Source organism: Flavobacterium sp. 9 (assembly GCF_002754195.1).
GTDB lineage: Bacteria > Bacteroidota > Bacteroidia > Flavobacteriales > Flavobacteriaceae > Flavobacterium.
The window spans coordinates 3,227,551-3,251,031 of record NZ_PEEU01000001.1 but is presented as its reverse complement, the minus strand read 5'-3'; the positions used below and the strand labels follow the sequence as shown (position 1 = coordinate 3,251,031).

General features: G+C 32.7%; 18 protein-coding genes and 2 tRNA genes. 5 read left to right on the top strand and 15 right to left on the bottom strand.

Features of this window, described 5'->3' with window-relative positions; all coding sequences use genetic code 11:
- Nucleotides 1–128 precede the first annotated feature (128 nt).
- From CLU81_RS13380 to CLU81_RS13370, 3 genes are all read right to left on the bottom strand, one after another.
- A complete protein-coding gene (locus CLU81_RS13380; protein WP_099710266.1) occupies nt 129–1,349 on the bottom strand; it encodes an MFS transporter in 1,221 nt (406 codons plus the stop codon).
- A gap of 261 nt (nt 1,350–1,610) precedes the next feature.
- Nucleotides 1,611–2,651, bottom strand: a complete 1,041-nt coding sequence (locus CLU81_RS13375) for a Gfo/Idh/MocA family oxidoreductase (RefSeq protein WP_099712757.1) — start codon at nt 2,649–2,651, stop codon at nt 1,611–1,613.
- 151 nt (nt 2,652–2,802) lie between these two features.
- Entirely contained in the window at nt 2,803–3,873 is a 1,071-nt protein-coding gene (locus CLU81_RS13370) for an NADH:flavin oxidoreductase/NADH oxidase (RefSeq protein ID WP_099710265.1), read from the bottom strand.
- Nucleotides 3,874–4,706: 833 nt separating this feature from the next.
- On the opposite strand from CLU81_RS13370, the gene rseP reads away from it, so the two are divergent.
- From rseP to CLU81_RS13350, 4 genes are all read left to right on the top strand, one after another.
- Nucleotides 4,707–6,047, top strand: coding sequence for an RIP metalloprotease RseP (gene rseP / locus CLU81_RS13365; RefSeq protein WP_099710264.1), 1,341 nt, complete (start codon nt 4,707–4,709; stop codon nt 6,045–6,047).
- An 86-nt stretch (nt 6,048–6,133) separates the two neighbouring features.
- A tRNA-Asn gene (locus tag CLU81_RS13360) sits at nt 6,134–6,207 on the top strand.
- Nucleotides 6,208–6,245: 38 nt separating this feature from the next.
- Nucleotides 6,246–6,319, top strand: a tRNA-Asn gene (locus tag CLU81_RS13355).
- Nucleotides 6,320–6,477: 158 nt separating this feature from the next.
- Nucleotides 6,478–6,783 carry a helix-turn-helix transcriptional regulator gene (locus CLU81_RS13350; protein ID WP_099710263.1) on the top strand — a complete coding sequence of 102 codons (306 nt, stop codon included), beginning with the start codon at nt 6,478–6,480 and terminating at the stop codon, nt 6,781–6,783.
- 59 nt (nt 6,784–6,842) lie between these two features.
- Here CLU81_RS13350 and CLU81_RS13345 read toward each other — a convergent pair whose 3' ends face one another.
- Nucleotides 6,843–7,541, bottom strand: coding sequence for a hypothetical protein (locus tag CLU81_RS13345; protein ID WP_099710262.1), 699 nt, complete (start codon nt 7,539–7,541; stop codon nt 6,843–6,845).
- A 276-nt stretch (nt 7,542–7,817) separates the two neighbouring features.
- On the opposite strand from CLU81_RS13345, the gene CLU81_RS13340 reads away from it, so the two are divergent.
- Nucleotides 7,818–8,207 (top strand): helix-turn-helix domain-containing protein, encoded by a 390-nt coding sequence (locus CLU81_RS13340; RefSeq protein WP_099710261.1) that lies wholly within the window; start codon nt 7,818–7,820, stop codon nt 8,205–8,207.
- A 604-nt stretch (nt 8,208–8,811) separates the two neighbouring features.
- Here the strand turns inward: CLU81_RS13340 and CLU81_RS13335 are convergent.
- The 11 genes from CLU81_RS13335 to CLU81_RS13285 form a co-directional block, all read right to left on the bottom strand.
- Entirely contained in the window at nt 8,812–12,078 is a 3,267-nt protein-coding gene (locus CLU81_RS13335) for an SIR2 family protein (protein WP_099710260.1), read from the bottom strand.
- A gap of 165 nt (nt 12,079–12,243) precedes the next feature.
- Nucleotides 12,244–13,440 (bottom strand): aminopeptidase C, encoded by a 1,197-nt coding sequence (locus CLU81_RS13330; protein WP_099710259.1) that lies wholly within the window; start codon nt 13,438–13,440, stop codon nt 12,244–12,246.
- 229 nt (nt 13,441–13,669) lie between these two features.
- On the bottom strand, nt 13,670–14,827 hold the full coding sequence (locus CLU81_RS13325) for a BamA/TamA family outer membrane protein (protein ID WP_099710258.1): 1,158 nt from the start codon (nt 14,825–14,827) through the stop codon (nt 13,670–13,672).
- 95 nt (nt 14,828–14,922) lie between these two features.
- The gene (locus CLU81_RS13320) at nt 14,923–15,891 is read right to left on the bottom strand and encodes a transporter (RefSeq protein WP_158235332.1); all 969 of its coding nucleotides are present in this window, start codon (nt 15,889–15,891) and stop codon (nt 14,923–14,925) included.
- A 56-nt stretch (nt 15,892–15,947) separates the two neighbouring features.
- On the bottom strand, nt 15,948–17,147 hold the full coding sequence (locus CLU81_RS13315) for an AraC family transcriptional regulator (RefSeq protein WP_099710256.1): 1,200 nt from the start codon (nt 17,145–17,147) through the stop codon (nt 15,948–15,950).
- Between the two features lie 145 nt (nt 17,148–17,292).
- Nucleotides 17,293–17,877: a DUF4136 domain-containing protein gene (locus tag CLU81_RS13310; protein ID WP_099710255.1), complete on the bottom strand. Its 585-nt coding sequence runs from the start codon at nt 17,875–17,877 to the stop codon at nt 17,293–17,295.
- A gap of 254 nt (nt 17,878–18,131) precedes the next feature.
- Nucleotides 18,132–18,878 (bottom strand): DUF6515 family protein, encoded by a 747-nt coding sequence (locus CLU81_RS26650; RefSeq protein WP_144444504.1) that lies wholly within the window; start codon nt 18,876–18,878, stop codon nt 18,132–18,134.
- A 19-nt stretch (nt 18,879–18,897) separates the two neighbouring features.
- A complete protein-coding gene (locus tag CLU81_RS13300; RefSeq protein ID WP_099710254.1) occupies nt 18,898–19,638 on the bottom strand; it encodes a DUF2092 domain-containing protein in 741 nt (246 codons plus the stop codon).
- Between the two features lie 29 nt (nt 19,639–19,667).
- Nucleotides 19,668–21,068 carry a DUF2252 domain-containing protein gene (locus CLU81_RS13295; protein ID WP_099710253.1) on the bottom strand — a complete coding sequence of 467 codons (1,401 nt, stop codon included), beginning with the start codon at nt 21,066–21,068 and terminating at the stop codon, nt 19,668–19,670.
- 5 nt (nt 21,069–21,073) lie between these two features.
- Nucleotides 21,074–21,859, bottom strand: coding sequence for a DUF2490 domain-containing protein (locus CLU81_RS13290; RefSeq protein WP_099710252.1), 786 nt, complete (start codon nt 21,857–21,859; stop codon nt 21,074–21,076).
- A 102-nt stretch (nt 21,860–21,961) separates the two neighbouring features.
- Nucleotides 21,962–23,452, bottom strand: coding sequence for a DUF1254 domain-containing protein (locus tag CLU81_RS13285; RefSeq protein WP_099710251.1), 1,491 nt, complete (start codon nt 23,450–23,452; stop codon nt 21,962–21,964).
- Nucleotides 23,453–23,481 lie beyond the last annotated feature (29 nt).

Here is a 23,481-nt window from a genome sequence, read left to right as displayed (position 1 = left end):
AATCAACAAAACAAATAGTGACTTGAAGTCAAATGTAATTAAAAAATTAACAAGAAATTACTTTATTTTTAACTTTTACTAAAAAAGAAATCTATTGCTTTGATCTACAAGCTCTACCGAGAGGGATATTATTCTGAAGTTCTTATTTTAGATACCAAAAAGGCAATCAAAACACCAAAAACTCCTATAAAAGCAAAAGAAAATTTAAGTCCAAAAGTTTCTGCAATGTGACCAATAACTGGTGGTCCCATTAAAAAACCTAGAAAACTTACACTTGAAACTATGGTTAAAGCTTCGCCTGGCGGAACTGTTGGATTTTTTCCTGCCATGCTGTAAACAGTTGGTACAATTGTAGCAACTCCTAAACCAACTGCCATAAAAGCAATTGTACAAGGAATAATATAAGGTAGAAATACTGCTGTAAAAAGTCCTGCCGAAATCATGATTCCGCTAATTTGCATCACACGTTCACGACCAAATTTATTGATTAATCCATCTCCTAAAAATCTTCCGCTCGCCATCATAATCATGAATGAAGTGTATCCTAAAATCACTAATGGCCCGGGCGCTTTTACGACATCTTTAAAGTAAACTCCGCTCCAGTCAAACATTACTCCTTCGCTTGCCATGCTGCAAAAACCAATTACACCAAGCCAGATTAAGGCACTATCCGGTTTTACAAATAGTTTTTTCTTTTCAGAAGTTTTATGTTTAATTTTTTCTTTGGCTTTGACCAAAAATTTAAAATTAAAAGCAATCATTATTAGAACAATTCCTCCAACAATTATAAAGTGATGCAATGGCGTGAGGTTTAATGCCAGCATTCCTAAACCAACCAAAGCTCCTGTAAATCCGGCAAAACTCCACATTCCGTGAAACGATGACATGATGGTTTTTCTAAAAAGAACCTCTGTATAAACGCCTTGTGTATTTACGGCTATATTGGCTAGATTTCCAAATAATCCAAACAGAAATAAACCCAACGATAATTGTAAGGCTGAAGTTGCCAAACCTAAATTAGCAAGACATAAAACATACATTATTAAGGAGAAAACTAAAATACGGTGACTCCCAAATTTGGTTACCATTTTTCCCGAAAAAGGCATAATTACCAATTGTCCCATTGGAAGCGCAAAAAGTATCGAACCAAGATCTCCTTCGGTTAAATGTAAGGCGGTTTTAATATCCGGAATTCTACTCGCCCAAGTTGCAAAACTCAAACCCATTCCGAAATAAAACATTCCAACAGCAAAACGAATTCGGTTTAAATAAGAAGCTTTTGCCTCTCTATAGACTTTCTTGATTTTCCCCTTGGTTTGGAATAATGATAATGGATTGAAATTGATCAAAGCGAATGCATTTTAGATTTAATACCATAAAAGTACTAAAAAGCAATTTTACAGACGATAAAACCCGACTAGTTCGTGAATTTATAACGTTGTATGTTTATAAATTTTTGAGGAACTAAGGTTCTGAGGTACTAAGGGACTAAGGTTTTTTATCTGTCCGCATAAAAAAAGACGCACTGCTGTGCGTCTCTACAGAAAAATATTTGTCTTAAAACAAATCTGTGATAATCCGTTTATCCGCCAAATCTGTGGGCTAAATTTCTACAAATTAATGACTTTTTGTTGTGCATTACTTGCGATTGCAGCTTCGATAATTTGCATGACTTTTACTCCGTCTTGTGCTGTAACTGGTTCAACTTTGTTATTTGCAATCGAATCATAAACTCCTTCAAAAAACGAAAAGTAATTTCCCTGAAGTGTTGGAATTTTCTCTCTGATTTCTTTTCCGTCTATATCTGTGTGCAAAAGTCCTTGTAGGGTTTCAGATTCTGTTCCCCAGGATTCTAGGTTTGGCTTTTTGCCGAGTTTCAATTCGTCTTCCTGAACATCGCCACGAGGTTTTAAGAAAGAACCTTTTTTTCCGTGAATCGTATATGCCGGATTTGCTTCTCTAACAAAGAAACTTGCTTTTAGGCGCACTCTGAAATTTTCGTAAATCAGCAATAAATCAATCCAATCGTCTACTAAAGAATTATCTCTTGTGTAACGAATATCTCCAAAAACCGATTTTGGTGAACCAAATAAACAAACTGCCTGATCGATTAAATGCGGACCTAAATCTTTCAGGATTCCGGCGCCGTCATTTGCGGTTTCTTTGTGTGCTTTTATACTTAATAAAGGATTATATCTGTCGAAATGAAATTCGGCTTCGACCAAATCTCCTAAAACTCCTTCTTTAATTATTTTCTGAACGGTTTTGAAATCACTATCCCATCTTCTGTTTTGAAAAACGGCTAATTTCAATCCTTTCTCTTTTGCGATTGCTCCTAATTCTTCGGCTTCGGCAACAGTTGTAGTGAATGCTTTTTCGACAACGGCATGTTTTCCTGCTAATAATACTTTTTTAGCGTATTCGAAATGTGTTCCAACTGGTGTATTTACAATTACCAAATCGACATCATCTGCCAATAAATCATCTATTGAAGGATAACTTTTTACGCTTGGATAATCTTCCTGAATTAATTTTTTGCTTCTTTCCCAAGAACCTAATAATTCAAATCCCGGATGAATATTTAAAAATGGTGCGTGAAAAACTTTCCCCGACATTCCGTATGATAATAGTGCTGTTTTTATTTTTTGCATTTTGTCTTTTATTTGTTTTGCCACAGATTAAAATGATTAAAAAAGATTATTTTTCGCCACGAATTACACTAATTTTCGCGAATTATAATTTATTAAAACTGAGCAAAAATTTGTGCTAATTTGTGAAATTCGTGGCAACCTTTTTTATTACTTAAATCTTAGCGCGTTCGTATTGTTTTGGCCATTGAATATCGTCGTTTAATTCTTTGGCAAAGTCTAAAGGTAAGTTTGGATTTCTTAGCGATTCTCTGGCGAACAAAACCAAATCGGCCTGATTGTTTTTTAAAATTTCCTCGGCCTGTTTGGCTTCGGTAATTAAACCAACTGCACCGGTTAGAATTTGTGCTTCTTTTTTGATTTTCGCTGCAAAATTAACCTGATAACCTGGTCCAACAGGAATTTTTTGATAAGAAACTAATCCGCCTGACGAAACATCAATTAAGTCTACTCCTTTTTCTTTTAAGATTTTCGAAAGTTGCACAGATTCTTCCGGATTCCATCCTCCTTCTGCCCAATCTGTAGCCGAAATTCTAACGAACAAAGGTAAATCTGAAGGCCATTCGGTTTGAACTGCTTCCAGAATTTCTAAGGTAAAACGAATTCTGTTTTCGAAACTTCCGCCGTATTCATCAGTTCTGATATTTGTTAATGGAGATAAAAATTGGTGCAATAAATAACCATGTGCTGCATGAATTTCCAACACTTTATAACCAGCTTCAACAACTCGTCTTGTTGATGATTTGAAATCTGAAATTATTTTTTGGATTCCGTTTTTGTCTAAAGCTTCTGGAAGAAACGGTTCGTCATCATGATACGGAATCGCGCTTGCCGAAACTGTTTGCCATCCGCCTTGAGCGAAATCTAATTTTTTATTACCTTCCCAAGGAGCAGAAACACTTGCTTTTCGACCAGCATGCGCTAACTGAATTCCCGGAATGGCATTTTGTGAAACGATAAATTCATTGATTGTTTTTAGTTTCTCGATATGTTCATCTTTCCAAATTCCAAGATCTGAAGGTGAAATTCTTGCTTCGGGAGAAACCGCGGTTGCTTCCTGAATTATTAAACCAACTCCGCCACTGGCACGACTGCCAAGATGAACCAAATGCCAATCGTTTGCAAATCCGTCGATTGCGGAATATTGACACATTGGCGAAATAACGATTCTGTTTTTTAATGTAATGTCTTTTATCTTAAGTGGAGAAAATAATAGTGAAGCCATAATTGTAACTTTTAATAGTTTTGTACTACCTATAAGGAATGATAGTCTTTAAAAAAGTAAAGTTAAAGCTTCTTAATAAAAGTAGAATTCTAAATGTTTATTAATTAACAAACATTTAAAGCAAATTCTGTTTATTCTAAAGATTATAGCATTTCTGTTTTCTTCCTGGTAAAGCAAAATGATATCGTGATTGAGTATTAGCATCATTTTTCATCACTAATACTCTAAAGTATCTCTAATTCAGTAAATAAAACAATGCCTTACCGCATACCATACCACAAAAATAAAAAAAACACATACCTATTATTATTGTGTAGATTATAGTGAACATTTGTTTATGTTCTCTACCTAAAAAAATTTCACTTATTGTATTTGATTTCATAAATAATAGATTAAATCCGAGTTTCTTTTTTTTACAATATTAATAGTCTAATGCGCTAAGGTTCTACCCAAAGATTCTCCCTTATCAAATACCTCAGCTAATAAATACAACATAACAAAAATTGAAAGCCAAATGTAAACGCGGTTGCTTTTATAAAATTCCATATTGATCTGTTTGGTTAATTTTTTTAAGAAAATTATGACCAATATACTAAGAATTTACGAAATAAAAACATCCTTAATAAGTTTTTAAAACATTATAATAGGGTATTTTGTAACATTTTAAGCGAATGAGTTACTAATTAAGTAGACACAAAATAAGCTTTCGTTACTTTATTAGAAGTAAGAATCAATTATTAACAAACATTTAAAACCTTAAGTATTATCTTGCGTCTCAAATTAAATCAGAAAACGTTACTTTTGTGCGTTAAATTACGAACTAAAAATACAAAATGGATATAGTTATCAAACTCTCTCAATTTCTATTGAGTTTATCTTTACTTATTATTCTTCACGAATTAGGACATTTTATTCCTGCAAAATTATTTAAAACAAGAGTCGAAAAATTCTACTTATTTTTTGATGTTAAATATTCTCTATTAAAAAAGAAAATTGGCGAAACTGAATACGGAATCGGATGGTTACCGCTTGGAGGTTACGTAAAAATCTCCGGAATGATCGACGAAAGTATGGACAAAGAACAAATGGCTTTGCCTCCGCAACCGTGGGAATTTCGTTCTAAGCCGGCTTGGCAGCGTTTGATCATTATGTTAGGTGGAGTTACTGTAAACTTTATTTTGGCATTCATTATATATATAGGTATGGCGTTTGCTTATGGCGATACTTATATTGCAAATTCTGATTTGAAAGATGGTGTTTTCGTTGAAAATCCAGCTATGATTAAAGCGGGTTTTAAAACTGGAGACAAACTGGTATCTATCGATGGAAAGAAAGTTGAGAACTACGACAATAGTTTAAACATGAATATTATCATGGCTAAACAAGTTTTGATTGAAAGAAACGGTCAACAACAAACCATTGCAATACCAAATGATTTTGTGGATCAATTATCTAAAGAAGAAAAAGGTCTATTGGTTAATATACGTGTACCTTTTGCAATTGGAAAAGTTGATGATGCATCTCCTAATCAAAATTTGAAAGCTAAAGATTTGATTCTTTCTCTTAACGGAGAAAAAGTAAAATATTTTGACGAAGCAAAAGCAATCTTAGCTAATAATAAAGGAAAAACAATTCCTGCTGTTGTTTTGCGTGATTTAAAAGAAACACCAATTACGCTTAAAGTTACTCCAGAAGGAACATTAGGTGTATATGCAGGTGGTTTAGACATGAAATCATTGGAGAAACTAGGTTACTATAAAATTAGCACTAAAAACTACAGCTTCTTTGAATCAATTCCGGTTGGACTAGAAAAAGGTAAGGATCAATTAGTAGGCTACGGAAAACAACTTAAAATGATTTTTAATCCTGAAACTAAGGCTTACAAACAAGTTGGTGGTTTTGCGGCAATTTTTAACATTTTTCCAAGTTCTTGGAGCTGGGAAACTTTCTGGTCAATCACCGCTTTATTGTCAATTATGCTTGGAGTTATGAATTTATTGCCAATTCCGGCACTTGATGGTGGTCATGTGATGTTTTTATTATACGAAATAATTAGTGGTAGAAAACCGAGTGATAAATTCCTTGAAAATGCACAAATGGTTGGTTTCGTTTTACTTATCGCACTCCTTTTGTTTGCTAACGGGAACGATATTTATAAAGCAATTATGAAGTAGAAAAAAAAATTAATAAAAAGTGCAAAAATGTTTTTGAGAATCTAAAAAATGATCTATATTTGCACTCGCTAAAAAGAGCAACAACTTCCTCCTTAGCTCAGTTGGTTAGAGCATCTGACTGTTAATCAGAGGGTCCTTGGTTCGAGCCCAAGAGGGGGAGCAACTTTTTTTAGCAAACATATTTACCTTTAAGGTGATTCCTCCTTAGCTCAGTTGGTTAGAGCATCTGACTGTTAATCAGAGGGTCCTTGGTTCGAGCCCAAGAGGGGGAGCTTATTAAATACCACTTACAATTGTAAGTGGTATTTTTTTTGCCCAAAATTTAGCTTCTACGAATATTGTTTACACTCTTCATTCTGTAAGCTAAATTTCTCAAAAGAACATCCGAATATAAAATTCAATCATTACTAATCGAGAAGCACATTAAAAAATGGAATCAAAAAATTTAGAAAATTTCCAAAAGCTAGTTTCTAACGAGCAGTCAGGTTGGTTAGAAAAATTTTCCTATTACAAAGCCAACAAAAAATGGATAGATCAATCTTCAAAAGTTGCAATTAATATTCTGGAAGCATTAAAACAAAAAGGATTATCTCAAAAAGATCTAGCCCAAAAAATGAATGTTTCTGCACAACAAATAAACAAGATACTTAAAGGTCAACAAAATTTAACTCTTGAAACCATAAGCAAACTTGAAAACACATTAGAAATTTCATTAATAGAAATTAAAAGCATTTGACAATAAAAAAGACTATCATGTGATAGTCTTTTTTGTTCTATAGAATAACATTTAAAATTTTACTTCTTAGCGACCTGATTTGCCAGGTTTTTACTTTCGAATAATATCATCATCTCATTTGCTTTTTCGGGTTGGTTGCTTTCTTTTAAGGACTGTGCATATCGATAATAATATATGGAATCTAAATCTGTATTTTCTTCGAGTAGCTGTGCGTAATATTTGGCAGCGGTTTCCATGTCATTGTCAAAATAAGACTTGTCTGCTACTTTTTTGAGCATATCCAGAGATTTATAACCTTTGTCTATGATTTTCTCATAAGTGTTTACTACATTAATTTTAATGAATTTCTCTTTTTTTGACGGAGCCAAAACCTCAACCTTAACCGGTTTAATAACTACTTTGGCACTATCAACAACAGCTTTTGAATTCATACCTATTTCAACTGTTTTTATTTTTGGCTTTTTGTATATTGGAGTTACCGTTCTGGTATTGTTTGGACCAAGATCGTAGGTATTGACCATGTCTAGTTTTGAGACTTCGTATCTGGTTACTCTTCTTCCAAAGGTCATATTGATCGTTTCTTCGACACAATAAGACTCTATAACAAGATCATTACCATCTGAGGCATTATCGGGCTGCAAATGTGCATTTCCTGTTGCTGCAATGACAGGAGCGTGACTAGGGGCTTTACGCTGAGCAAAACAGTTAAAAGAAAACACGCATACAAGTACGGTAAAAAGTAGTGTAGTAGTTTTCATGATGACTTTATTTAGTTGTTTGCAACAATAAAGGTACTTCATGTTCTCTTTTTTACTTTATTATCCCTATGAACGACTTTAAAAGTCGTTTAAGTGCTTGTTTTCTTCATGTTAAAACTATTATTAAAGCTTTCTATAATAGATTGAATTGTTATCTATACGAAAAATCGTATTTTTGCTTGACGCACTGCAAACATTAAAAAATGTATCACACAGAAGCAAATCTGTAATGTACTATAACCTTAAATTCTCAAGAATTTTAAATATCTTTGAATCATGAGCACACTAACAAAACCAAATCATATAGGGCGAAAAATTAGCCGTATTCGTGAACTTCGTGATATGAAACAGGAAGCACTGGCACAAGCTTTAGGAACAAACCAACAAGCTATTTCGGCTATTGAAAACAGCGAAACAATAGATGAGGAAAAACTGAAAGCAATTGCCGAAGTTTTAGGCGTGTCTGTTGAAGGAATTAAGAATTTCTCCGAAGAAGCGGTTTTAAATATTATTGGAAACACATTAAATGACGGAAGCGTTATTAATGGAAATGCATACAATTGCAATTTTAATCCTCTTGATAAAGTTGTAGAACTTTATGAGCGTTTGGTTCAGTCTGAAAAAGAGAAAGTGGAATACTTGGAGAAGTTGTTGAAAGAGAAGTAAAACTTTTTTGATATATATTTATAAAATTCTAAACTAAAAAACTTGAAATTATCTTTTTACAGTGTTTTTCTTTCAATACAACCAATCCACTCTTAACACTTGAAATCTTTATAGAAAATTTATTTCAATTCAAAATGACCCGCCCACTAAGTACTGATGCTTTTTACTCATTTTACTTCTTATCTAAAAGCATGATGAAGAATAAGGGACGATAACCTTTTACTAATATAAATTATCAAGCAAAAAAGAAGCTAAACGGTTATCTTTAGAAATACTCGTAAAATAAAAAGACGATTTATACCGTCTTTTTATTTATAAATCTAATAACAAGAAAACGTTTATTTTTCAAATATTTTTTTCTCTTTAAAATATTTAATCCAAAACTTAGAATATTTATCTATGTATTCTTCAATTTTATCATTTTTATAATATGAAAAATCAAAGGCATAGGAAGATGAGGAATCCTCATTTTTTAATTTAGTGAACAAAAAGTCTTGATATTGATATTTAAATTCTTTAGCTAGGCTTAAGCCTTTATTTAATTCACTTTCAAAATTTTCAGATTTATTTTCCTTTAAAAAAATACAGTAATGATATAGTGCTTCTAGATAATAATATTTAATATGAGATAAATTCCGTAGAGCTTTTTAAATAAAAGTTCTTTATCTTCACATTCATTTATTAGTGCCTCCATTAATTGTTTAAGTCCTTTTGTATATGGATTCGTTACTACAAGTTTTTTGATTAATTTAAGAGGAATCTTTTGAACCTTTGACAAGGTGTAAGTCGTTTGCATGATCTCAAGGTGTTCATCTGAATGTAGACTACTCATATAGCTTTCTAACTTAGTAGCATCTAGTTCACCAAACATAAATGCATATTCAAAATAATAAAAACCTTCATTTTTATTAATTGTAGGGTTTGGAATTCCTAAATAAAAAAGATCGTTACTAAAGTAATTACCTACCTCATCATTAAGTATATAAGAATTTATAAATCTCATGGTATGCCCTTCCATACTATGAATATCAGCTATTTTAGTGCTATATCTACGTACAATAGAATCTTCATCTTTAAAAATCCTTTTTTCAATATCTTCGGGTTTCAATATTTTTGATAACTCTTCATAAGAATTATCAAATTCTTCATTAAAGTAAACAGAATACATTTCTAAAACATCTATAAATGTTTCAGCATGAGGTAAATCTTGAAAAAAAGGTCGTATTATTTTTAATTCATTATACAATTCTCCAATCTGTTTTTCACTTCTTATATATTTTACTATATCATTTATATAGTTCAAAAAATATTCTTTATTAGGAACATTCCCTTTTTCAGAAATCTCAATGTCTGGCATATAACTAAATACCTTTAATAAATTATTTTTATAAAAGCTATACAATCTCAAAGCCTCAGAAAATGTTCTTTTATTGTTTAAAAATTCTATAAGTTCAAGAATGAAACAATTGAAAACATAAGCATCCACACAATATTTCATTTTTATTTCATCTGATCTCTTATTAAACTGAAAATCTGCAAATCTTCTTATTATTGGTTGCAATTGAAGCGTGCCATTGTAATCTTCAATAAGTGATTTATCCTTTAAAATTCTTAATTCTTTATCACTTATATTATTTTTAGAATTCTTTTTGTCAAAGCATTTTTTAAAATTAGACAAACTAATTCCATCTGGGAACAAACTAAGTAATTCAAAAACAATTTTTTCCTGATTCTTTAAGGTAGTGTATGAATAGTTTATAGATTGAAAAATAGACTTTGTACGTTCAATATTTAAGTCTGATCTATTGTTAAACACAGAGGAAAAATCTTCATTTATAGATTCAAAAAAATGTTCTTTTAAAAGCTCTTTTAATTCGCTAATGTGAGTAAGTCTAGTTCTTGATTTTGTAACTAACTTTATAGCTAGTGGATTATTATTTAGTAAATCTTCCAAAATATCCTGCCTCAAAATTCGTATTTCACTTTCTGAAGTTATATTACCATAATACAGCATGAAAAGTTTTTCGGCATCTTCTGTTATTAGAGGAGTTAAAGAATATACATCTTCGGAATCTTCCATATAAGAAATCCTTTCTCGTGATGTTACAACTACATTTGCATAATCAGTAACGAATTTTAACAAATTTGTTACCTTTATTAAGTCTTCTGGATTTAGTGTATTTACAACTGTTTCAAAATTATCAAGTATCACTAAAAGATCAATTTTGCTATAACTGAAATTTTCTTGTAAATAGTCTTTAAAATTTAAAATATTCGAAAGATTAAAACCAGTTGTTAGTAAATCTTCAAAATCGTTATAAGTTTTAACATTTTCACAAGAATTAAACGTGACTCCTTGTCTGAAATAACCTCTGTTGTATAATTCATAAGCAACTTTTTTTATGATTGTTGTTTTTCCAGTACCACCAGAAGCTTTAATATTAAGTAATTTGTTTGTTTTAATTATATTTAATAACTTAAATGAAATCAATGATTGCTCTTCTATTCTACCAATTACATTTGTGAGAGATTTTTTTCCAATGCTTAGATCTCTATTGTTATTATATATTGAAAAAATTAATGGCTCCCCTTTTGCAAATGTAAAATCCAAAAAATTTTTAGATTTCAAATTAATGTCACTTTCCGCAAAATCGAAATTACCTTCTCTTAGGGCTTTGAAAACAAATTTTTTAATAATAGCATTTTTGAATGTCTTAATATTACATATATTATGTGATATAATATCTCCAATATCGTCATTGGTTATAAAAACTATTGGAATACTATCATTTGGAATATTTGAACATAAATCAGCTAGTGTTATCAAATTATTTTTTAAATTATCATCTTCAATATAAATTTTTGACTTAAAAATTTTACTTGCGATAACAACAAGATCAAAATCATCAATATTTTCAAGAGTTTTTACATTTAATGTTCCCTTATATATATCTGCCTGAATAGTATTAAAACATTCTATTATTTTTTCTAAATCACTTAAATCTATATCTAAAGGATTGGGGGTAAGAAATGCAATTTTTCGATTTTCAAGATGATCTTTTGTTTGCTCAATTAAATTTTCATTTAAACTATCATTCTCTTCACTTTTTTCCTTTATACAAGATTCAATAAAACTATCTATCTCTTCAAACTTTTGAATTGGTATAGTTTCTAAAAATTTAAAATTTTCAAAATTTTTCGGCTCTTTAGTTAAAATAAAGTGCCTATTGTTATTACCGAAAACATTATCTAAATTTTCAAAAATCAAGTTAATATCAGGATCATTAAAGCTGAAACCAATAAATAATATAACATGCTCAGCAAAAATCGATTTTAATTTTTCTTTAGCAGAAGTATCTTCCGAATATAATTTATCATATTGATCTTTAAATATTACACAGCTTTCAGGCACATCATAACTCCCATGCAATTTAAAGATGTAATTGTCATTATTCTTACCTATTTCACTCATATTGAAGTCGGAAGTATAAATTGAAGGGATTATTTTATTATTAGATGCTAATTCAAAAGCATTATCATAATTTGTCGTAATGACTTGTCCAGATAATTGAAGAATATTTTTATGCAATAAAAAATCACTACCTTCTTTTATTTGAAAATTATTCTTTATATACCTCTTTATATCACTATGCTCTGAACTTAATTTCTCTAGAATTTCCATCGGAGTCATAACCTCATCTTCCATCAAAGTCACTAGAGAATTGTATTTTTTAATATCAATCTCAGATATTACATCCTTTACTAACTTTGACCAATTTGGTAATCCAAATTTCATAGACAAACCTGATCCTGCAAAAACTACCAACTTATTCTCTTTTATTGCTTGTCTAATTTTTTTTGGGATTTCCATTTTATGTATTTTTTATTAATTTAATTTTATCAAACATATCTAATATTACTTATTATAATACAAGTAAAAACACCTGTTTTTCTTAGCTAGTGAAATTCAATAAACAAAAAAAGCGCCGCAATTACTTGCAGCGCTTTTTCTATTTATTTTAAATCTGGAATAAAATTAAACTCCTAATTTCTTAGCGATTTCAGTTGGAATTCCGCCTTTGTTTACCATTAAGGCAGTAGTTTTATATTTCACGAAATTTTTGGTTACAAACAAGAAACCTTTGTAGTCGTTTGTTTCTCCCCAAGAATTTTTTACGATGTAATATTCTTTTCCGGTTTGATCTTTAGCAAGACCAATAATGTGCATTCCGTGATCGTCTGTCGTTGCGTAGTTATCAAACGCTGCCTGACGCATTTCCGGAGTGATTTCTGGTTCTGCTTTTGGTCCGTTGAACATGTCTGCTTTTTCTTCAGCAGTCATATCATCAAATTTCTTTGTTGGTACATAAGCTACACCATTTTTCCAGCTAAAGCTTTTTTCACTTACGTCAGTTGCCCAAGCTACAGTGTATCCTTTTTTCAATGCATTGTCAATAACATCTGTCATGTCATTTACTTTTACATTGTAAACCTGATCAAATGACCAGTTGTCCGGCACCATCATAGTTGTTTTTTGGTAATATGGAGAAGTTGTAAATGATGACATTTCGATATATTCATCAGGATTGATTCCTACTACTTCTTTAGCAAAAGTTTGTGGCGTATAGTTTTTTCCTTTGTATGTAAAGTTTTCCGGCACTTTTCCTAAATAAGAATCGATAACTGCAGCATAAGCTTTTTGCCAGTTTGGAGTCAATTCTCCATTTGGATTTTTTACAACAGCAGCCAAAACTCCTTCGATAAGAGCTGACATTTCGCCAAATTTATTTTTGTCTGTTCCGTAGTTTAATCCTGTATAAACTTCTCTAGGAACGGTTCCGTATTTTTTATACATATTAATTACATCATGCAAAGCTCCACCGTCACCTAAAGTAACTGCTCCGTGCATACGAACATAATTTACCCCTTTTTCTACATAAACATTTCTAGCCGAATAAATTTGTGACAATTCAACTGGTTGTTTTCCTAAACGAATCATTTCTGACTCTAAAAAAGAATTTGTCGAATAACTCCAGCAAGTTCCAGAAGATCCCTGTGTTTTTACAGAAGTTGTTCCCAGATTAATTTGCTCTGTGAATTTAAAAGCTTCTTTACTTTTTTCGCTTGCATTCGCTTTTAGTGAATTAACTAAAATGTCCTGTGCAAAACAGCCTGTTGCTCCAGCAAAAAAAACAGAAGCCGCAAGTACTGATTTGAATGAAAATGTATTCATAATGATTATTTAAAGATTTGATAAATTAGTAGTTGTAATTTACTTTTTGTTACAAAACAATTAAATAATAAATAATTTGTGTGAAGCAAAACAGTTAATATTTTCTTAATATTTATTCTTATAATGTCTATAAACCCGTAAAGCCCCGATAGACAACGCTATCGAGGCTTTACCCAGAAAATCTAACTAACCAATTTCTTTATATATTTAGTACTAATAATTGTATGTATTATCGCAACCAGTTACTGCCAAAAACTACGTAATACGCCCATTCTTCTGGACCTTTGGCAACGTCGACACCCATTCTCAGTTTAAATTTTCGAGCCAGTAAGTATCTAAAACCCGTTCCGTAGCTGTAAACTACTGGTTTGGCAAAAGCTTTATCCCAATCGTTAAAAGCACTTGCAAGACCGCCATAGCCCATTACGCTCCATCTTCTGTATACGTCCCATCTTAACTCGGCTTCTGTTACAATACTTGTTTTTCCCTGATATCTTGCTGCCGGAACTCCTCTTAAATTAATTCCTGGTCGAAGATAAAATGGCGGACTTCCAAACGCTTCCTCCCCTTCTATCCTAAGTCCGCCAATTAATTTTTTAGTTAAAGGATAATATCCTATTGCTGATAAATTTACTCTCCAGGCGTCATAATCGCTTCCTATTGAATTATCTGACCAAAAGAAATCTGCCTGAAAACGCATTCCTTTATCTGGTGTAAATATATTGTCACGTCCGTCAAACTGAAGCGCGCCTCCTAACTGACTCACTGTACTCTTAATATCTTTGAGATTTGCAAACGAAGGAAGGTCATTTAAATCGGGAAAATTAATCTTAGAATCCAATAAAAAATATTGTGGTCCGGCGCTCCATTTTGCGTTTCTAAACTGTTTCATAACCCGCGTATAAAACACGAAAGATTGAAAATTAAGGTCGATTTCTTTATCATCTCCACTGGGCATATTTTCGTAGAAAGACATGTTTACATTTCCGTAACCCGCTCCTACGCGATACATTATTTTTGATTTTATAAAACTTCCTGCGCGAAATGCTCCTGCAACCCAACTTTTATTTCCGCTGTACATTCCCATCGCTCCGGTAATATCAGGATCTATAAATCGTTTTTTTCCGTTTTCATCAATAACCGGAGCGTGTTTTTTTAGAAAAATAGGTACAATTGCACCGCCAATTCCGCCTAAAGCTGGTTCAGTTATTAAGGTTGGAACAACAATAAAACCGTGTGCATAAATAATGTAATCGCTTAAATCGAATGCTCCATCGAGAGAATCTTTTACGCTAATATGTGGTTTTTGTCCCATCATTGTCGAAAATGATAAGATCAGAAAAAGATTTATAAGGGCAATTTTACGCATGTGAGTTGTGCTTTTCATAGTAGAAACTGAATATTTATTTGCCTTTTAAACAACTTTAGAAATAACTGCACTATTAAAAACGTCAACTAAAAAATGCAGAAAATCTATTTAAACTACTTTTTCTTGAAACTGAATACGTGCGCCAACGTTAAGAAAAATGTATTTCCCTGAAATCTATTTATTGCCTCAACCTCAGCGATCCATCTAAATCCTGCCGAAGTACTACAGCCAATATGATAGTAATTAATCTCGGCTCCAATTCCTCCAACCCTGTCTTTGTCTGTTTCGATTGTATCAAATATTGGCACCGGAATCTGATCGTTTGTTACTTTATATTGCAAATAATAAATTAATCCTGCGTTCAATATTCCTTTTGGAGCTGTTTTCTCGGCATTCATTGTGTAGAATGTTTTTCCTAAACCTCCTTCTAAACTGAAAAGATCTCCGGTTTTAATATCAGTATCTTTCTTTTTTCCGTTTATTTCATAAGAAGCTAAAGCCGAAAAATGAAAGGTTTTCTTGTTATTAAAAAACAAAGTTGTTCCAGCCGAAAACTCATTCATAAACATTCCTAAACCGCTATTGTCCGAAGCTCCAACCTCAAATTTTCCCGTTGGTAAATACATTTGGTAGCTAAAAACAAAATCGGCTCTTTTATTATGCCAGCCCAATTGAACCGGTACGATGTAAGTATCCGTTAAGGCAAAAGGACTTTTTGAATCTAGAGTATTTCCCTGAATTCTATTGGATGCAAATGCAAGCAAAACTGTTGCTCCATAATTGGCTCCCAAAATTTTGAAGTCGCTTACATACGTTGCACCAACTCCTGTGATAAACATATTAAGATCCGGATTTGCGATTGATTTATCTCCGTCGGCATTTCTTAGTGATGATGCGCTATAAAAATATCCGGGTACATAAACACTTAAAGTGTTTTCAGGTGTTTGTGTTCCTGATTGCAATCCCATAGCGCCAAGTATGTGACCGCCTTTAAGTTGAGCATTACCAGTCAAATAAATAAACAAAAGCGCTAAGACAAGTATGAATTTTGTTTCTTGTCTTTGATTAAATTTTGTTTTCATAGTTGTTATTTTAAACATTAATGAGATTACACAACTACTTTTTACAAACTTCTTTTTTAATTTGAAGTTGGTTTAAAATAATAGGTATTTGTTTTCTCAGGATTAAACCTAATTACTTTGAAGTATTCAGAAGGCGATTTTCCGGTATGTTTTATAAAGGCTCTAAAACAAGTTGTTCTGGACTTAAATCCAGAGCCCCACGCCATGCCTTCTAAAGATAAATCCTTCCATTCCGGATCGTTTATTTTTTCTTTAAAATATTCGATCCTTTTTAGATTTACGTAATCCTGAAAATGAAGATTAAATTCTGAATTGATTAAATTTGAAAGATGATGAACCGAGATTCCGGTTTCATCAGAGATATCACGAATCACTAAATCTTTTTTCAAAAAGAGCTCTTTTGAAACAAAAATGCTTTCTAATTTTTCCAGATATAGTTCTTTTTTTTCTATAGTTATTTCTTTTATAATTGGTAATATGTTTTTAGTTTCACACGTTTTATCTATTACCAAATCATCTTGAGCAAAATCATATTTATGATCTTCTGCTTCGTCTGTATCGTAAAAAATCTGAGGTTTAAAATAAAGCCAGCCTACTGTAAAAACAAGCACTGCCGAAATTAAAACATAACATGATAAATCAATAGTATCTACTTTACTAACCAAAAAATAGTGTACAAAAAGCGCCGAAAACAAAAACAAGATCATCAAATTATATACTCTGATCCAACTTAAAATCTTTATTCTGTTAAAGTGATTTTCTTTAATGCTTTTTAAATCGTAGTTTAAAATCATCATTGTCTGGCAAAAAGCATACGACAGCCAAACCGTTAAACTTAGCATCGAAAAAGGACTGTTTATTTTATCCGAAATATAATGAACAGCTTCAATCCCAAGAGAATTTCCTGCCCATACAAAAACGGTCAAACTAAAGTACACCATGAAAGGTAAAAAATGCAGCCAGTCATATTTTCTAAACATTTTGTCTGAAAACAATATGCTTCGAACATATAAGAAAGCAGAAGGTGCCACTAAAAAAACAAATGATTTTGTGATCATAAACAGATCGGGAAAATTCTTAAAAACAGTAGCTGATAAGTAAAAATTATAAATACTTACAACCGCAAGACTAAAGAGAAACAGTCCCAGAAAAAAACTTTTTGAATAGTTTTTTTTCGAAAACAGAACCATAAACGATGTTGCAAAACCAACTATTGTTGCAATAAAAAAGAAAATTGAGAGTACTATATCGATCATGAGTTTTAAGCTTGATTTATTAAAAATATTCCTTTTCTTTTTTTAAAGTAGATTTAAAAAAGAAGTCAATCGTCAACTTATCAAGTACTATACTTATCAGGGGTTTGATAAGTATAGTATCTTAAATTTTTAAGCCATTATAGTCTTATTTTTTTGCCAATCCCGGAGGGAAACCTGCAAGTATTTTTTTGATTGAAGCAGCAATAAACTCTTCAGGATTATCTGGTTTGCTATCAATTTCGGCATTACCGATTCCTTGCCATATTAGTTTTTGCGTTTTTGAAGACACAATATCAATTACGAGAGAGCCATCAACATAATCATAAGTATTAAATGTTGTATTTGCTCCTCCCATCATAGCGCCACCGCCACCCCAATATCCGTATGGACGATACATTCCGCCATAACCATAGAAATCAGTGCTTGATGATACTGATGTTTTATTTTTTAAAATAGATACTGCATTTACTTTTAAATCCGGATTAAGAGTAGTTTCGGTAAACCCTTTACTAGTAAGTTCAGCACGGATTGCTTTGGTAATTCGATCAACATTTAATTGATTTATCTGACCTTCTTGCGCCTTTAAATCATAAAATGCAAAAGTTTTATATTCGCTAAAGTTAGCAGCATGGTCATAATCACTTGTAACTTTTACGGTTGGAGAACAACTGTAAAAAAGACCCAATAATAACATTGGAATAATGCGAAGATTCTTTCTTTTAATATTCATTTTGTGGTAATTTTAAATTAATGATTAAATTAGTTTAACTAGGAATTATAAAATCTTGAATAAATATTATCCGAATGGCGAGTAAGATTAAACAAGTGTTAAATTATTGCAACTTCTTATATTACAATACCTTACCACACACTCAAAGATAAATTATTTTATTTAATTAACATAACAAAGTAGATAAAATTCTTACTTATTTATCAGAACGGTTTATTTCGAAAGAAACAATCCATTCTGATTTTTTTTAATTTCTATTTTCCCTGAACGACAACATAACTATCTTGTCCGTCTTTAGAAATTGGCTGATAATACACATTATTATAAATCATGTATTTTTGACCGTCAATAGTTTTTTCTTCGGCTCCTTCAGGAAGATGTGAAACAACTGCTCCAACAGGGGCATTTACTACTTTATATTTACTGGAATCTTTTGCATAATAAGCTCCTCCATAATAATAGTATTCTGTTCCTGAAACATTAATTGTCACATATCCTTTTGGCAATTCTGAAATTGTTGCTCCAAGTGGTGCCGGTACAACTTTATAGCCACTGGATTCTTTTACATAGTAAACACCATCGTCGTAATTGTATTGATTATTTTCGACTGAAATTACAATTGCGGCTGTCGTTAATGTTGCAGCAAAAAATCCTATAGGATACCATGTTGGTCCCCAATAATAAGGTACAAACGGATGATAGATGTATGGATATGGCACCGGATAAGGGTGAAATGGCACCGGATATGGTCTTGGATATGGATGCGGCGGTGGCGGCAACGGTCTTGGCGGAATTGGTCTTGGTCCCGGTGGTGGCAACGGACGAGGCGTTGGCATTGGCATTGGTCGCGGCGTTGGCATTGGTCGTGGCATCGGCATAGGGCGTATTGGTGTAAAATGCCCAAAACGCTGTGCTGTTGCATCTTCTGGAATCATAAGTAGTAATGCAAAGAATGCAGTAATTATGATTGAGATTTTATTTTTGGATTGATATAATTTCATAACTATGGAGTTTATACGATTATTTTGTGCTTTCTCTAGGCGCTAACTTCACTTTTGCAGCTTTTGGTGGCGTCGTAAATTCAAACATTGAATCCGGATAATCATTATTTATGGTCCAGTCTTTATAAAGCGCTTCATATTGTGGTTTGTCTTTGTCAGTGGTATAAATAATTACAAGTTTTACAGGCAGAAAAAGATCATCGCTTCCTATCCAGAACTGATAACTTTTTGTTTTATCACTTCCTGCAATGTGAAAACACTCACGTCCGTCGACTATCGTTTTTCCCAGAAAGATCAAATTGCCTTGTTCTGAAATAAGATCCTGCAAAAACGTTGGATAGAAAAAATCGGCACCAGGAAATTCAATTCCGAACTTTTTGCTTACCTCATCGATCGTTTCAATTACAGAACCGGGAGCAGCAGTAAAACCGTAGGTATTATTATCGAAGGAATAATAATTAAGTTTTTTTCCGTTGTACCATAAACCTCGATTTCCTTTATCTCCTGCAGAAGTAACCTTCATTTTATCAGGAAATTTAATCGCGACTTTGTCTGTTATCGCATGTTTTATGAGCCCTAAACTTTCATTTGGAACATCATAAGTTGTAATGGCTGTAAAACTGCAAGACTTTATATCCTGCAAAGTTTCGCCAGCCCGATGTAATAGAAAAACAGCCGTAGAATCTATACGCTGTGTCTGGCCTTTTACTGTGATTGTAAGGATCACAAAGCCCATCAAAAACAAAAACTTTTTACCCATATATTCTATTTTAAATAATTAATGAAAAGTTAGACTTCCGATGAAATAGGCAATCTTCCTTCTTTTATTGCTTCTAACATTCTATTGTAATCTGATTCATTTTGATTGGCATACGAAATAGAAAATCTCGAAATCGCATTAGCAAATTCATTACTTTTCCCGATGTATCCAGACAAAACAGATGGATCTCCTGTACGAGCGTGTGCTCTTGCAAGTGCCCATCCGCAGGCTTTTGCATAATCTGCCATGTTTTTAGCCTTCATAATCTCAAGAACAGGTTTTACTTTGGCATCACGCAATTGACGTATGTAAAAGAATTTACCATGATCATCGTTTGTCCAACCCAAAAACATATCCGATGCTGATTGCATCAGTTTTTGTCCCATCACAATTCTTTCGCCTTGATGACTGTATTTTCCTTTGACTTTTACATTAGGTTCTAACACGCTTTGTCTTGCTTCTTTAAACTGTAAAAAAATAGGTTCGCCTGTAGCCGACATTAATAAACTAATTCCGCAAAGTGTTCCCACGCTTCCTACGCCTACCACTTTTATTGCCAAATCATGCAAAGTATATCTACTTAAAAGGACTTTTTTCTCATCAGACAACGTTTCGAGATAACGCTTATGGATAGTTTCAGCTTCTTTTAAAATTCGTTTTCCTTCTTCTCCTGCTGGGTGATATATCAAAGGCGGATCATCTTTTATTCGGGCACGTGAACCTTCCTGATAAGTCATTTTTGCAAACTCTTTTTCGTGCGCAGTATATTCTGCTGCTTTTTTTATCCGTTTTTGCTGAAATGATTTTATCTCTTCGTCTTCACCTCTTTCGATCAATTCGGCAAGATCAATATCAGCATACCAAATCTGTAATGCCGATAATTTGCTGTATTCCAGCATATGCCTTTTGTAACTGTCCGCAACATTCCACGCAAATTCTTTACAAACTTTATTCGTAAATTTTTTCCATCTTCCGGCAATTACAAAACTGGCTGCAAGTCGTTTTACATCCCATTCCCAAGGTCCCGGAAATGTTTCATCAAAATCATTAATATCAAAGACCAGTTTACGTTCCGGCGTTGCAAAACCTCCAAAATTCATTAAATGACAATCGCCACAAAGCTGAAGATCAATTCCTGTATTAGGCGTTTGTGCTAAATCTGCTGCCATAATTGCTGCAGATCCTCTAAAGAATGCAAAAGGCGATTCCATCATTCGGGTGTATCGAATTGGCAATAAACTTTCGATTCTTCCAATACTCGTTTTAATTAAAATTTCGATTGGATCTTCGCGATTTTCTGCCGGATTCCATTCCTGATGGACTGAACGAGGCGTAACTTTTCTAACCGCAACACCCTGATCAAAACGATGTGCTTTTGATAGTGCAGGATCAAATCTGTCTTCGATATTATCTTTAGATTCGTCAGTCATAACTTTTAATTTTCTTTTCTTTTAAAAGGCAAATCTGTCGTTAATGTAATTCGGATTGTATGATTCATTCGGCTTAAACCACTTTCTGTATCAGGCGATTTAAAAAAGATCTGATTCATATAACCCAATTCCATTCTAATTTCTCTTCTCTTATCCAGACTATAAGCTCCACCTAAATACAATCTGTTTTGATCCAGATAATTTTCATCGTTACTTGCTGCATTGGTTCTAATATGAAGTTCATCATAAATAACAGCCGCCCATCTCGGTTTAAACCAATATTGATAACGAACCTGATATCGAAACGTATTTTCGAATTTGTAATAATCAAAATGATCGCTTGTACTATTTGGATCGTCTTTTCGACCTAGCCAGCGTTGCTCCATTCTAAAGCGTTGTGACCAAACTTCGTTTCCTTCTTTTTTGACAATACGCCAAATAAATTGCTCATATATCCTGTAATCCGGATTGTTATAAGGCAATGAAACCTCATCATAAGGCAAATCCCATTGATAGGCTACTCCTGCTCCAAAACGATTTCCGTTTTTAAGATAATAGTTGGCTCCTACACGATAAAAAGATCCCTGAAGTTCTGATACAAAATCATTGCCTTTAGAATATCCTTCTAACAATAAACCCCATCTTCCGTCTTCTTTAAAAGGCAAATACATTTCGTAACCAACCCAAGCTGCTACATTTTGCGCCATTTTTTGAGCATGTATTTCAGCACCGCAAAAAAGAGTCAATACAATTGTAATAAACAGGGTTTTATAACTATTGGTTCTCTTCATTGATCAATCAAATTAGTTTTTAATTGCTTAAATTATTATTGAAACGTCATTGAAAATTTTATATGAATTCTTTTGCCAAAGAACCTGAATCAAAACAAATTTTTACTTTGCTTTTAAAACTGCCGGAGGCAACCAATTCCCTTTTATTACTCGATCTTCCGGCCCATAACATCTAATATATAAAGAGAATGTTTCTTTAGGCGAAGGCAGCCAATTGCTTACTTTGTCTTTCTCTGGTTCTGTATTTTGAACATAAAGAGTCAACGATCCATCAGGATTATATTTTAAATCTTTATTCTTAGTTCCTAACGAAAATCGATTGATTGAATTAGGCGAAAAGAAATGATATTGATTGTATAATGTAAGTGACCAAAAACCATTTACGGGCGGGATTTCTCCTTTTGCAAAAGTTATGGTGTATTTACTATTACCTTGCAGTCTTGTTCCGGCAGCATCGTTGTCCAGATAGAAATACTTGGTTTCGTTAGGTTTATTCACAAAAATATTAGCCTTTGCGCAAGCCGTTCTTGTTAGATAATCTAAGCCAAATTGTGCTCCGTTTCCTTGAGTTGTCCAATTGTCTTTAAGACGATAACCAACATTTGAGAATTGAAACAAAGGATTAATTAACTTTTGATCTGCTTCTATTGCTGCTTGTTTTAATACATTTTTAATTTTAGGATCTTTTGCAGCCGCCGCAAGAACAGATTGAATTTGTCCATAAATAGCTTCTTCACCGGGTAAAGGCGGAACCTCTTTTAAGATAATCGGCAATTCATCAAAAAACACTTCTGGTTTAACCCATTTCGTTTCTTCGTTACTTGTGCTCGCTTCTGCCGGTAAAACAGGAATTTTTGTCCAGTCTTTTGTTTTTACTTTTCCATCAAACTCACTCAAAGAATACATTAATATTTTTTGAATAATGGGTTGAACTGCTTTTTTATCAACTGGATCATCGGTTTGAAAAACTCGCGGAATTACAACTCCCAAATCAGTATCACATTTAAATACAGCAGTAATTCCGTCTGGAACTTTCCCATTCCATTTTGATCCTGCTAGCAAATAAAATCCGGGTTTTGTTCCGTACATTTTTCCTAAAGAAGCATAACCATCTGTACGTTGATTACATACTTGATACACCCAAAAACGATCTCCAAAATCCGGTACCTGAATTACTAATGCATCACCTTTTGAAAAATCGGTTAAACCAAAACCATAAACTACATCCTGATTTGGACAAGTGACATCTTTTTCACCTGGCTTTATATAATCAGTAAGCATACACAATTGATTCGGCGGGCTCAATGGCACAACTCCACCTTTATATAATGGCCCGGGAAGTTTATCAAACATTACTTTCCTGTTATGAATGTTTGTCATTGGCCAGCCCCATAAATAAGCCAAAGTACCAATATGTTTAACATATTCATCTGTCAATATCGTATTTGCCATTGGTCCGGCAGGAACGCCTTTTCTAACAGTCGTGGTGTCTCCGGATACCAAATTATCCTGAGATGTTTCTTTAGTAGTCTCTTCTTTTTTACAACTTACAAGCAGTAAAAAGGTGAACAATATTATAAGTGATTTTTTCATTTTACTTTTATTTTTTTCTCTTTAATTAC